Consider the following 13,980-nt stretch of genomic DNA (forward strand, 5'->3'; position numbering starts at 1 on the left):
TTAAAATAAAGATATTGAAAATGAAAAAGACAAGTAATATAATCCTAATGCTTACGGCATTAATCGGAATTACCATATCATCATGTAAGAAAGAGCAGTTTGTAGAACTAAATACAGACCCTTCTATTATTGATAAAATAACTCCTGAACAGCAATTTATGAATTCAGTTATCAATATGCACGCAGATCGTTTTGAAGCATACTATGATAATTTCAGAGCGATTATGCCATGGATGCAAATGTTAACTGCCCTGAATGGAAACAGTGTAACCTTTATCTCTGATGCGGCAAGTTTTAGAAATGTGAGGTACAATAATTTCTATCCGAAGGTAGGTGGTAATTTGACTGATATGGAAGAGCTGGTAAAGAAAATGTCGCCAGAAGAGCAAGCAAAAAGAGTTTATGAAATAGAAATTGCACATATTGTGAAGGCTTATTACGCTTTTTATGTTTCGGATGTTAGCGGAAGTTTACCTTATACAGATGCTTTTATGGTAAGGTATGGAGGTACAGAAACACCGAAGTACGATACGCAAGAGGCTTTATTTGAGCTATTGGATGCTCAGTTAAAAAAATCAGCGCTTGCTTTGGGTACAACTCAGGCAACTATGCAAGCCTCATTGGGTACAAATGATTTGTTTTATCAGGGTAATGTTGCAAATTGGATAAAGGTTGCTAATTCTACCCGTTTACGCATTGCTATGCGTTTAATGAAGAGAGATCCTGCTAAGATGAAGACCAAAGTGCTTGAGATTTTGGCAGCGCCAGGTGGTTTGATAAACAGTGCTGCTGAGAGCTGGGTATTTAGAGCTAATGCAACATATGCAGATGGAGGAGACTGGTCAGCGGCCGGTTTGCGTGCTCCGAAACCAGTTGTAGATTTCATGTATGCTAACGGCGATCCTCGTATCAGATTTTTCTATCAGGAGAACACATTTACAAAGGCTAATTTTGATGCCGCAAAGGCACAGAATAAAATAGCGGCTTCAGCTACTTTTGACACCAGAAGATTTTATGGTGTACCTACAAGTCCTGATGCTTCCGCCGCACCGGCATTCGCCAATTTCTTTAATAACATTACCATTTCTGTAGTAAATTCAACCGGTCAAACAGTTAACCAGACGATGGATTCACTTTCGTTAATTCAACCTCGTTTATTTGCAGCAGGAGAGAACGGCGGAAAAGGAATTAATGCATTCCCGTTAATTACTTACGCTGATGTTTGTTTTATGAGAGCTGAATTGGCAGCCAGGGCAGTAACAGCAGAGTCCGCAGAAGATTGGTATAACAAAGGCGTTAACGCCTCTATCGCTTTCTATGATGACCTTGCTAACAAGGCACAGATTGTTGATAGGAACGGAGCTTTAAGTTATGTTCCTTCAACCTCAACGGAAATAGCGGCGTACATGGCTAAGTCAGATATTAAATTTGATGCAACCAGAGCTTTAGACCAAATTATAGGTCAGGCTTACCTAAATTTCTTTAAGCAGCCTAATGAAGCTTGGGCGTTATACAAAAGAACTGGAATGCCGAATTCTACAACGGTTTTAAAACTTGAAAAAATTATCGCAAGTGGAACTGAACAGGTAATTCCAAGAAGAGCAAGTTTGGCTTTTCCTGCTGTTACAAATCTAAATTATCAGAATATTGTTGCTGCTTATAAGGTGATGCAAGCTGATCCTGATTTCGGTCAAGGTCCTGGTGATATCCTAGGCAGAGTATGGTGGGATAAAAAATAAAAAACTTTGTTTTAAATTAGCAGAACTCCTAATCTAAATTAGGAGTTCTTTTTGTATTATGAAATTGATAATCAGCATCGCATGGCTATTTTTTCTTTCGTCCAACCAGTTATTTGGACAGACTAGGCTACCTAAGCGGCTGCTGTGGGAACAGATTGAAACGAATGTACCTTTAAGTGTTAAGAATAAGAGAAAAATAGAATTAAAAAAAAATACTGCTTTTGTTTTTTTATCCCCAGAATGCCCGCTTTGTAAAAACTATATTCCGGTATTAAATACATTGGCTAAACGATATCCTTCAGTAAACATTATCGGGATCATACCTGGTAAAGGTTATACAGTTGATGAGATTAAGTCTTACCTTAAGAATTATGATATTTTGTTTGATGTTTATTTAGACAAAAATAAATTCCTGACCAATGCCCTTGATGCTAAAGTTACTCCTGAAACGATTTTGGTAGACCATAATGGAAGCATCAGATACAGAGGATTAATTGATAACTGGCAGGCGAAACTAGGAGTAAAGAGAAAAGTTATTACGGAACATTATTTGGATGATGCCCTTAATCAAATAAATGCGCCTGGCTATAAATACATGGAAACCGCCCCCCTAGGCTGTCTCATTAACGATCTTTAGTATGCTTGATAGAATCATTACTATTCTTTTGTTTTTTTGCCTTTTTGAGAACGCATATGGTCAAAAAATTACTTATTATGAGCATGTTGCACCAATAATCCATAATAAATGTGCATCCTGTCACCGCCCAGGTGAGGCAGGGCCGTTTTCATTATTAACTTATTCGGATGTTGTAAAGAGGGTTTCTTTTATTAAGGATGTTGTAACATCTGGTTTTATGCCACCATGGAAACCTGATAACCATTACCGCGCTTTTGCTAACGATCGTTCTTTAACCGCTGAAGAGAAGAAAACGATTATCAGTTGGATTGATAATAAAGCTCCTGAAGGAAATGATAAACAAGAAAAGACATCAGGTGATACTTTTATTGAGGGGACGCAATACACCCGAAAACCAGATTTAACCTTAAAGGTGAATAAGCCATTCGAAGTGAAAGGCGACAATGAAGAACGGTTTATTGTATTTAAAATCCCTTTTGATATAGCCACAGCAAAAAATGTTGCAGCGATGGAGTTTGTTTCTTCAAACAAAAAAATCATTCACCATGCTAATTTTGCCATACATCCGGTGGCCGACAATATCGACATCAATCAGGCTGCAGATTATGTAAATTTAACGGATGATTCCAGAGTCAATTATGATCAATATTTGCCATTTAAAAAAGAAATGACTTATTATGGAGGCTGGATCCCTGGTACATCTTATGAATCTTATCCTGCTGACTTGGGCTGGATCATGCCCAAAAGGGGAGTTATATTATTGACTATTCATTATGCGCCACTTGGAAAAGATGAGAACGACATATCGGGTATTAATCTTTTCTTTAAAGATACGCCAATCAAAAGGGTTGTTAACGTAGTTAGTTTAGGTTCAGGTGGAGTTGGCGAGAGCTCCATAGATCCATACTTTATGATTCAGGCGGATTCTGTAAAGAAATTCAACCTGAAAATTTTAACTCCTCAAGATCAATCGCTTTTATACATATGGCCTCATATGCATTTACTTGGAAAAAGTTTTAAATCATACGCTGTAACTTCAACGGGTGATACAATCAAATTGATTTCTATACCAGATTGGGATTTTAGGTGGCAAGAAATCTATCGTTTTAATAAGTTGATTAAAGTTCCTAAAGGATCAGTGCTTACTATAGAAGGAGTTTATGATAACACCAAAAATAACCCAAATAATCCTAATAATCCTCCTAAAATGATATTTTCTGCAAACGATATGAAATCGACAGATGAGATGCTAACCATGATATTGGTATTCTTAAAATATGAAGGAGGAGACGAAAATAAGCATCTCGATATTTTAGAGTTATTGAAAAAGTAATTAAAGCGTATAAAAATAAACATATCTAAATTGCAAATAAGGATAAAGAATTTAGCTAACTACAATCCTGTTAAGATGTTTTCACAAAAAATATCTTGAAAATTAAGTGAATCTTTAAGTAGTTCTTTTTAAATTTTTTAAAATAGATTGCTTTTCATTATTTTATAAATTACCCAAACTAAATAAAAATGTCTGCAACCACTGAGAAAGCACAACGATTAAGAGCCGACATCATTAAACTGCTTTATTATAAAAAAAAATCATCACTTACCGATTTAAGTAAACATACAAAGAAGAGCTTACCGTTAATTACGTCAACAGTAAATGCTTTAATAGAAGAAGGTTTGATTATGGAGCAAGGATTGGCTCCTTCTACAGGAGGACGGCGCCCTTTGAATTTTCTATTAAACCCCGATTATAAGAGGTATATCGTTGCCGTGGCAATGGATCAATTAACTAGTCGGTTGACGATTTACGATTTCTCTAACCAGCAGGTTTTACCTACACAAGTGATTGATTTAGATATGACCGAGGATAAAAGTGCTGACACTTTAATTGAATTCATTAATCATTGTATTAAAAAATCAACAATTAATAAAGAAAATTTATTGGGAATAGGTATAGGCATGCCAGGGTTTGTAAATGCGGAAAAGGGAATGAATTATTCTTTTATGCACGTTGATAAAAATATAAGCCTTCAAGACTATCTTACTGAAAAATTAAATTTACCGGTTTACATAGATAACGATTCGAGTTTAATTGCCTTAGCTGAATTAAATTTTGGTGAAGCTAGAAATTTAAAAGATGTACTCGTAGTAAATATTGGATGGGGTACAGGTTTAGGGATGATAATTAATGGTAAGTTATACCGTGGCAGTAGTGGTTATGCTGGCGAATTCAGCCACATCCCTTTATCTAATTCCAACGCCTTATGTTCTTGTGGCAAACGTGGCTGTCTTGAAGTGGAAACATCTCTTTTGGTGATGGTTCAAAAGGCAGAAGCTGCAGTCGAAAATGGGGAGGAAACGAGTTTAAAAGTTCTTTTTAATGATAAAAGTAAAAGTCACTTAGATCATTTCTTAAATGCAGTTACAAAGCAAGATCCAGTAGCGATTTCAATACTAGCTGCTGCTGCATTTCAAATTGGGAAAGGATTGGCTACTTTAATTCACATTATGAATCCTGAACGAATTGTGTTAAGTGGGCGTGGTGCAAAGGCCGGGAAAATGCTTCTACCGCCAATCCAACAAGCTATTAATGAGTTTTGCATACCACGGGTGGCGGAACAAACTGAAATTAAATGTTCCAGCTTAAGTGGCGAGGCTGAATTATTAGCTGCCGCTAGTTTGATGGTAGAGAATAGCTTATTTGAATAATTAAACTAGCAAATACAATAATGTTACAATTCACATATCCAGATGATCGAAAAGCAATAGGAGGTAAACCTTTATATCATTACTGTCAATGAAGAACCTTAATTTGTACTCGAAACAAGTTCATTTGAGGCCAAGTTGCAGAAATATTTGATAACAAATAGTCCCGGCCAACTTTGGTTGGGTTTTAACAACCTAAAGATGAAGCTAAAAAATTACATTATTTTCTGTTTATTGCTTTTTGCATTTACTGCTTTCGCACAGCAAAATGACATCATGCCACAATCTGAAATTTACGAATGGCCTAAAGACGCTGCGGTCAAACAAAAACTGGAACACTGGCAAGACAAAAAGTTTGGCATGATTATCCATTGGGGCATATATGCCGTTCCGGGAATTATCGAATCCTGGTCAATCTGCTCGGAAGACTGGATTGAAAGAGACAGTACCATGAAATACGATGATTATAAAAAATGGTATTGGGGATTAAGTGAGAAGTTTAATCCAACAGCATTTAACCCCGAGCAGTGGGCAAAGGCAGGTAAAGATGCGGGAATGAAGTACCTGGTTTTTACCACCAAACATCATGATGGCTTCGCGATGTTCGATACCAAGGAAAGCAATTACAGCATTGCAAAAGGTCCGTTTGCCAATAATCCTAAAAAAGACGTGGCCAGATATGTATTCGACGCTTTTCGGAAGCAGGATTTCATGATCGGTGCTTATTTTTCAAAACCCGACTGGCATTCTCAATATTATTGGTGGGATAAATACGCTACAGCAAATAGAAATAACAATTACGATATCAGAAAGAATCCATGGCGTTGGAACATGTTTAAAAGCTATACGCAGAACCAGATCCACGAGTTAATGAACAATTACGGAAGTATCGATATTTTATGGTTAGATGGCGGGTGGGTTCGCCCTCGGTCCAGCGTAAATGATGAGGTACTTTCATGGGGTGCGCCGATTCCGGAATGGAGCCAGGATGTTGATATGCCTAAAATTGCAGCTGATGCCAGAAAAGTGCAACCTGGTTTGATTGTGGTTGACAGAACAGTACATGGTCAGTTTGAAAACTACCAGACGCCTGAGCAGAAAATCCCTGAAAAACAATTGGATTATCCATGGGAAAGCTGCATGACATTAGGCGGAGCCTGGGGTTTTGTACCTAACGATCAGTATAAATCTGCAAGAGAAGTAGTTCATAAACTGGTAGAGATAGTGGCTAAAGGCGGAAGTTTGCTTTTGGGCGTTGGACCTAAGGCCGATGGGACGTTGCCTGACGATGTGATTAAAAAATTAGTAGAAATTGGGATGTGGACTTCAAAAAATGGTACAGCCATTTATGGAACACGGAGTACCAAAAACTACCATGACGGGCAAAACTGGTTTACCCAAAGTAAAGATGGCAAAACCATCTATGGCATCACGCTATTGAATGGTACTGCACCTAAAGAAATTTCCTGGAAGGGTAGCATCCCCAAAAAAGGGACAACCATTACCTTATTAAGCAATAAGCAAAAAGTAAAATGGAAATTGATAGATGGCAGAGTACATTTTGATCTTCCAGAAACCGACGAGAAAATTGCGTTGACTTTCTCTTTTACACCCTAAACCAATTAATAATGCTCAAACAAAGGGGATACCTATGCTTATTGCCTGCATTGTTTTTATGCAGCAGTCTTTTTGCCCAGGTCAAAAAAAGCCAGTCTTTACCCTATAAAAATCCGAAGTTAAGCATCGATTTAAGGGTAAAGGACCTGATTTCGAGAATGACTCCTGAAGAAAAATTTTGGCAGTTGTTCATGATTCCTGGCGATGTAACAGAACAGAATAAAGATAAATTTAGGCATGGTATTTTTGGTTTACAGGTAAGTGCGGCTGCGCAGGGAACCGGCAATGCGCAACAGATGTTAACTTACAATACCGCTGAAGACGGGCTATCCCTGGCTAAAAAAATTAATAAAATACAAAAATATTTTGTTGAGGAAACCCGTTTGGGTATCCCGATTATCCCGTTTGATGAGGCTTTACATGGTTTGGTCAGGCAGGGCGCTACTGCTTTTCCCCAATCAATTGGTTTGGCTGCAACTTTTGATACTGGTTTGGTGGGCCGGATCGGTACAGCTATTGGTAGTGAAGCCAGGACGCGTGGCTTGAGAGATCTTTTGGCACCCGTAATCAACATGGCTACAGATGTAAGGTGGGGCAGGGTTGAAGAAACCTATGGAGAAGACTCTTATCTAACCACCGCTCTTGGTCATGCTTTTATGAACGCCATAGAAAAACAGAATATTATTGTTACGCCAAAGCATTTTATTGCTAATGTAGGAGATGGTGGCCGTGATAGTTATCCAATAGAAATGGACAAACATTTTCTGGAAGAAATACACTTTCCGGCATTTAAAGACGGCGTTAAAAATGTAGGCATCCGTTCATTAATGACCTCTTACAACAGCGTTTTCGGTAGGTCTGCAACTTCCAATAAGTGGTTGCTCACTAATAAGCTAAAATCGGAATGGGGCTTTAAAGGGTTCGTTATTTCTGATGCAGGTGCCGTTGGAGGTGCCAATGTATTGCATTTTACGGCTAAAGATTATAAAGATGCCACGGCACAATCTATTAATGCAGGCCTTGATGTAATTTTTCAGGTAGATTATAACCATTACAAACTTTTTTTACCCGCCTTTTTAGATGGCAGTATTCCCAAATCGAGAGTGGACGATGCCTTGACAAGGGTGCTGAAAACCAAATTCGAATTGGGACTTTTTGAGCAGCCTTACGTAGATGAAAGTATTGCTGAAAAGATGTTGGACGATCAAAGTAATCGCCATCTGGCAGAAGAAGCGGCCTTAAAATCTTTTGTATTGCTAAAAAACGACAATAACACACTTCCATTAAAAAGTGCAAAGCGTATTCTACTCCTTGGGGAAGATGCTGTTGAAGCCAGATTAGGTGGTTACAGCGGCACAGGAAATAATAAAATAAATATATTGGATGGCCTGAAAAGCGCAGTATCCAATGATGTTCAGGTTAATTATTTAAAAGGCAGCAGCAGAGAACTACATTCTTATCTTCCAGTTGATAGCCAGTTTCTTTCCACGAATGGGAAAACAGGATTAACAGGGACTTATTACAAAGGACTTCTACTCTCTGGAAAGCCGGTTAAAGAAATTAATGATAAGGTAGTTAATTTCAGTTGGACATTATACCCACCTGATCAACAGCTCCAACTGGATGATTATTCGGTAAGGTGGGATGGTAAAATTAAAGTACCACAAAATGCAGATATTAATATCGGATTGGAAGGTAATGATGGTTACCGGTTATATCTTGATAATCAATTATTGATCGACAACTGGGACAAAAAGTCCTTTAATACGAAGACAATTCCTTTTCATTTCGAAAAAAATAAAGAATATACCATCCGGATCGAATTTTTTGAACCTAAAGGCAATGGTAAGATCAGACTGATTTGGGATTACAATATCAAAAAATCAAATGAAATAGCAGATGCTGTGGCTGCGGCAAAAAATAACGATGTTATTGTATTTGTGGCCGGGATAAAAGAAGGAGAGTTTTTAGATCGGGCAATGCTAAACCTGCCCGGCAACCAGGAATTATTGTTGGAAGAAATCGTTAAAACAGGAAAACCTGTTATCGTGGTATTAACTGGTGGAAGCGCCATTAATATGCAGCCCTGGTTAAATAAAGTAAGCGCAGTTTTAAATGTTTGGTATCCTGGCGAGGCTGGCGGCAGCGCCATTGCAGCGGTATTGCTCGGCAAGGTAAGTCCATCTGGTAAACTTCCAATTACTTACCCGGTTGATGAATCGCAATTGCCATTGGTTTATAATCACAAGCCTACCGGTAGAGGCGATGATTACAATAACTTAAGTGGCGAGCCGCTCTTCCCATTTGGATATGGACTGAGTTATACCAGCTTTTCTTATCAAGATTTAAAGTTCGACCGTAAAAGTATAGCTAAAAATGAAACTGCTACCGTAAGTTTCGAGTTAAAAAATACAGGTAATTACGATGGTGAAGAAGTGGTACAACTTTATATGAGGCCGCTGATCAGCAAATTAGCACAGCCCGTTCTGGCTTTAAGAGGTTTCAAAAGAGTGCATTTAAAAGTTGGCGAAAGCAAGCATATTTCATTTAAGCTGGATAAAGCCGTACTTCAAACACTTAATATAAAAAATGAATGGGAAGTAGCGCCTGGGGAATATAGAATAATGATCGGATCGTCAAGTAAAGCACTTTATTTAAAAGATAATTTGAGCGTTAAGCCATAAAGAAGCTAGGCTAATGGTTAAGGCATAAACATCAACGAAATAGTTGCCGCAGATTCTGGTTAAATCTGCGGCTTTTTAAAGATTAATCTAATCCATAGTTCTTTAGCGCGATGGAAACATAGCCATTTTGTACAGACATATTAAGATTAGAAAAAGTAATTGTTTTATCGGTCGCATTTATAACTCCAGTAACCGTAGATCCGTTTGCATTTGCTGTGGCAGATACCGGAATATATCCTGAACTTATTTTTACGACTAAGGTCGAACTTGGGCTATAGCTATTAATGTTATAAACATAGGTTGAGGTTGTATTTACTGGTGGGGTCGAAATTGTTGCCGCAATATGAGTTCCATTAAGTATTAATCCATAATAAGTTGGTGTATTGCTCATGGTTGTAACCCTAAAGGAATACGTATATGTAGGATAACCATATAGATAATTCAACGCAACAATGTCATTTGTATTAAATGAGCGATCTACACCATTATTGCATGCAAGCATAAATGAATTCGGTTCGGCAGAAGCGGGGGTTCCAGGTATTTGAATCGCACCTGAAAATCTTTGGGGGTCAGCACTATCATAACTACTACCTTCATTCCCACTCTGCTGTGGACAGCTATAACTCCGGTCGTAATAGTCAGTATGTCTTAGACCTATGCAGTGCCCTATTTCATGCTGAATTACAGAGGTAATATAGCCAACATCTGGGTTTGTGCCAAATGCAGCGGGATTTGTATTTAATCCAATTTGATTAAATGGGTTTCCAGAAAAAGGGAAACCGCCAAAGCCTAGCCTAATGCCCGTAGGCGTAGGACCTTCATTAAAGCCAACGATTTCAATATTTCCGTTGCTGTTAACAAGTTGGAAGTTAATTTTCAGGTTTAAGGAGTTATATCTTCCGATGGCATTACTTGCTGCTGTCGAATAAATAGCTGGTAAATTTGAAACAGAAATTGTTATTGTACGGGGCAAGTTTTGAACCAGATTATAGGTTTGGTACTGCTCTGATTTAGCAATGATTAAGTTTGAAGAGTTTTTGGCCTTACCTAGAGAAGATTTTGGTAGAAAAATATCTCCTTCCACAATATATCCGTCTTTCATAATTGTTATTCCATTGGTATTAAATCCCATTTCTTTAATACTAGCTAATATAGATTCAGGTATTTCACTGTGTTGTTTGGTTTCTATGTTTTGTTTTTTAGCACATGAATAAATCATGAAAATGAATAAAACAGCAAAGAGCGAATAAAGATTTTTTTTGATCATAGTTTGAATTTATCTTGTAGATTTATAATAAGATTGTTTGAAATCTAATATACATAAATGTATTATTATATGATAATATGTGTGGAATTATATCGTTAAAATAAGTATTATTTAGTAGATGTTATACATATTTAGTTAAGATAGAACAATTCTTATCAGAAATTAATTACATGATTTGATCATTGTACATTCTGTCTGTAAGGTTAAGCTTAGGTCTCTACCGATACCCAAGAAGATTGAGTTTTCGAATCAATAATCATAATGCGAGGCTAAGATTTTTTCTGGTGCTTAATCCGTAGAGCTCTTTGGAACGATGCAGACAAGTTAGGGAAAATAGATTAGGGGACTATAAGAAGATCATGTAATAAAAAGATCTCTCATTACGCTGGGCTTCAGTCGAGACGATTTTTTTGAGTGCTTCTATCCGTAGAGTTAAGCGCAGCGTCTCTACGGATTTAGTGATAAGATTGAGTTTCTAACTCAACGATCGCAAAAAGTCCCTTGCGGTTAAACAAAAATCAATTATTTCAATTCTGCTAAACCCAATTTTATAGCTAACTCATTCAGGTCTTTTACCACTACATCAATAATCGGAATGCCGCTGATTTTTCTTTCCTGTTCAAATTCGTGTTCAGGCTCTCCTGGTATAATAACCTTTTTGTTGGGGTCTACTGTTTTTGCACTTTTAAAGCGTTCTATCCAATTATCCAGGTGATTTTTAAAGTCTGCAGCTGGTCTGAAACCATCTACACGCATAGCACCTAAAAAGTGGCCAAGTCCTTCACCAACCGGATTCGCAGAGGGTTCTAAGAATGCTACAAAAGGAGGTACCCATGGACCATAATTTGCCCCGGATAATACCGCCGATAAAATATCGACCGTTGCACTCAATCCATAACCTTTATGGCTTCCGTGGTCTTTATCGCTCCCTAAAGGAAGAAGCGAACCACCGTTTTTTAATTCGTTAGGGTCGGTAGAGTTTTCCCCATTTTTATCCTGAACCCAACCATCCGGGATACTTTTGTTGGCGCGCTGTGCTATTTCCAGTTTACCGTTAGCTGCAGCTGCAGTCGCCATATCTACCACTACTGGTGGGTATTTACCTGCGGGGAAAGCATAACACATGGGATTAGTACCCAGTAAACGTTCGTTGGCATAAGTAGGTGCAACCAAAGGGCTTGCATTAGTCATGCTGATACCGATCATGTCTTTTTCTACCGCCATTAAGGCATGGTAACCTGCTATGCCGAAGTGATTGGAATTTTTAACTGATACCCAGCCGCTACCATACTTTTCTGCTTTTTCGATAGCAACCTGCATGGCAAAGGGCGCCACCACCAATCCTAGCCCGGCGTCGCCATCTATTGTTGCAGTAGTAGGGGTTTCATGAACAATTTTAATGTTTGGAGTAGCATTAATTCGTTTCTTTTCCCACAGGCGTACGTAGCCACTTAAGCGCGCAACGCCATGCGAGTCAATTCCGCGTAAATCTGAGCGGACTAAAACATCGGTTGCTAAACCTGCATGTTCATCTGAACAGCCCATTTTTTTGAAAACATGATAGGTAAAGGTCCGTAGGTTGGTTTCGGTAAAAGTGATGAAGTTCATTTAGTAATATTTGTCGTCACCCTGAATTTATTTCAGGGTCTCAATAGATGCTGAAACAAGTTCAGCATGACGGATCTAAAAAATAAATTATGGCAACAAAACCGTAAAGTCACCGCCTAATGGCTCAAAATTCTCTACGCAAGATGATAGAAAATCTTCTCCATAATTAACATACATGGGTGCAATATTCAAAATTCTTTCCTGCAATGTGCCATTTGGGAATAGTCTCTTCTTTACGTTATCAATCTGCTGCAAAGCTGTTTCATGTTTTCTTTTTTCTGCCCTGAATAGTTTCTTTTCCAGGTTTGCTAACAAACGGTTGGCTCTTTGTTTTGCCGTATCTGCAGAAACAGAGAGGGTTTTATCTATCTTATAGGCATTTAACTTAATTTGGTCGAAAATGCTGTTAATTGCGCGGGTTTCATCGGCTAAACTGAGCTCGGCAGTTGTATTCCGCTTTACCCAGATGTTCTTCAGTTCTTCTGCGGGAAGGAAAATATCTTCTAATGAGAACCCCAGTCTGTACAGGTTTTCAGCACTGCGTTTGTCGATCAGTAAAGCAGAATTGCGTAGCAATAATACCGGAAAATCTACCTGATAATAATCAAAATTTGCTTTCAGCTGCATCCAGTAAGATACTTCAGCTCCCCCTCCAATATAGGCAATATTAGGTAAAATTACTTCCTGGTACATGGGGCGCATCACCACATTAGGGCTAAACCGTTCAGGATGAGATTCGATTTCGTCTTTTAATTCAGCTTCGGTAAAACTGATTTCGGTATGGTTGACAATATATTTACCATCTTCAAAAATCAGGCGTTCGCGGAGGTTATCAATCAGGTAAAAGAAATTAATATCACGACCATTAACCTGTGTTTTATAACCCAGTTTCTCAAGATTTTTAGAGCTGTTATCTATATTTTTCGCACTATTATGCTGAATAATATCTTCGGTAATAATATTCGCAAACTGCTTTTTTAATTGAGCGTCATCTGCATTTACAATCACCAAGCCATATTTCTCGAATAAGTTATTCACTAAAAACCGGGTGGCATCGGCTAAATTATCATGTTGCAAATAAGCCTGTTCTACCAGTTTGGCAATCCGTTTTCCATTTTTTGAAATACCAAGGTATCCTTTATATGCGGTTACTGCTGCGGCAACTGTTTTGGTACTTAATCTTCCGGTAGCACCATTGGTTTTCTGGATCCAGCTGATATGTTTCTCATCCACATTAACATGATTGATCTCATCAAAATCATGATCCTCGGTAGCCATCCAATAAACCGGAACAAAGTTTTTTTCGGGATGGGCCATTTTCAGCTCAATAGCTAAGTTGATGGCCGTTACGATTTTGTAAATAAAATAAAGCGGACCGGTAAATAAATTTAACTGGTGACCGGTCGTTACCGTAAAGGTATTATCAAGCGCTAAAAGCTCTATATTTTTGGTAACCGATTTATTGGGCTTTAAATGCCGGTATTGATCTTGCAGAACCTGAACTAAAGTAGTCCGGTTTCCATTGAAATTTCTGTGTTCAATTGCATGGGCTAAACCCTCCATATCCGGTCGGTAACTGTAAAAAGATTTCAGCTGTTCTTCGTCGTTAATATAATCTAAAACCAGTTTTGAAAATGATCCGGTTTCCTGATAGGAAATATATTTTGCCTGCATGATTTGCGAAAGTAATGCAATTTAAGGATAATTATAAAGTCGCGCCAC

General features: G+C 38.1%; 9 protein-coding genes. 6 read left to right on the top strand and 3 right to left on the bottom strand.

Translation table 11 applies throughout. The features are described 5' to 3' along the window. The first annotated feature begins 20 nt into the window (after positions 1-20). From DV942_RS18795 to DV942_RS18820, 6 genes are all read left to right on the top strand, one after another. Entirely contained in the window at positions 21-1,739 is a 1,719-nt protein-coding gene (locus DV942_RS18795; protein WP_186462346.1) for a SusD/RagB family nutrient-binding outer membrane lipoprotein, read from the top strand. 58 nt (positions 1,740-1,797) lie between these two features. Next, positions 1,798-2,376, top strand: coding sequence for a redoxin domain-containing protein (locus tag DV942_RS18800; RefSeq protein ID WP_145860111.1), 579 nt, complete (start codon positions 1,798-1,800; stop codon positions 2,374-2,376). Between the two features lies 1 nt (position 2,377). Next, entirely contained in the window at positions 2,378-3,709 is a 1,332-nt protein-coding gene (locus DV942_RS18805) for a c-type cytochrome (RefSeq protein WP_145860113.1), read from the top strand. A gap of 188 nt (positions 3,710-3,897) precedes the next feature. Continuing rightward, complete coding sequence (locus tag DV942_RS18810) at positions 3,898-5,085, top strand: ROK family protein (protein ID WP_145860115.1); 1,188 nt, start codon at positions 3,898-3,900, stop codon at positions 5,083-5,085. Positions 5,086-5,283: 198 nt separating this feature from the next. Further along, positions 5,284-6,699 carry an alpha-L-fucosidase gene (locus tag DV942_RS18815; RefSeq protein WP_145860117.1) on the top strand — a complete coding sequence of 472 codons (1,416 nt, stop codon included), beginning with the start codon at positions 5,284-5,286 and terminating at the stop codon, positions 6,697-6,699. Positions 6,700-6,710: 11 nt separating this feature from the next. Next, entirely contained in the window at positions 6,711-9,383 is a 2,673-nt protein-coding gene (locus tag DV942_RS18820; RefSeq protein ID WP_145860119.1) for a glycoside hydrolase family 3 C-terminal domain-containing protein, read from the top strand. An 82-nt stretch (positions 9,384-9,465) separates the two neighbouring features. Here DV942_RS18820 and DV942_RS18825 read toward each other — a convergent pair whose 3' ends face one another. The 3 genes from DV942_RS18825 to bshC all read right to left on the bottom strand — a co-directional run bounded on the left by DV942_RS18825 (position 9,466) and on the right by bshC (position 13,932). Next, positions 9,466-10,650: a M57 family metalloprotease gene (locus DV942_RS18825; protein ID WP_145860121.1), complete on the bottom strand. Its 1,185-nt coding sequence runs from the start codon at positions 10,648-10,650 to the stop codon at positions 9,466-9,468. Between the two features lie 522 nt (positions 10,651-11,172). Then, on the bottom strand, positions 11,173-12,258 hold the full coding sequence (locus DV942_RS18830) for an Ldh family oxidoreductase (protein WP_145860123.1): 1,086 nt from the start codon (positions 12,256-12,258) through the stop codon (positions 11,173-11,175). Positions 12,259-12,345: 87 nt separating this feature from the next. Then, entirely contained in the window at positions 12,346-13,932 is a 1,587-nt protein-coding gene (bshC, locus tag DV942_RS18835; protein WP_145860125.1) for a bacillithiol biosynthesis cysteine-adding enzyme BshC, read from the bottom strand. Between the last annotated feature and the right edge of the window lie 48 nt (positions 13,933-13,980).

Source organism: Pedobacter suwonensis (genome assembly GCF_007833675.1).
GTDB classification, from domain to species: Bacteria; Bacteroidota; Bacteroidia; order Sphingobacteriales; family Sphingobacteriaceae; genus Pedobacter; species Pedobacter suwonensis.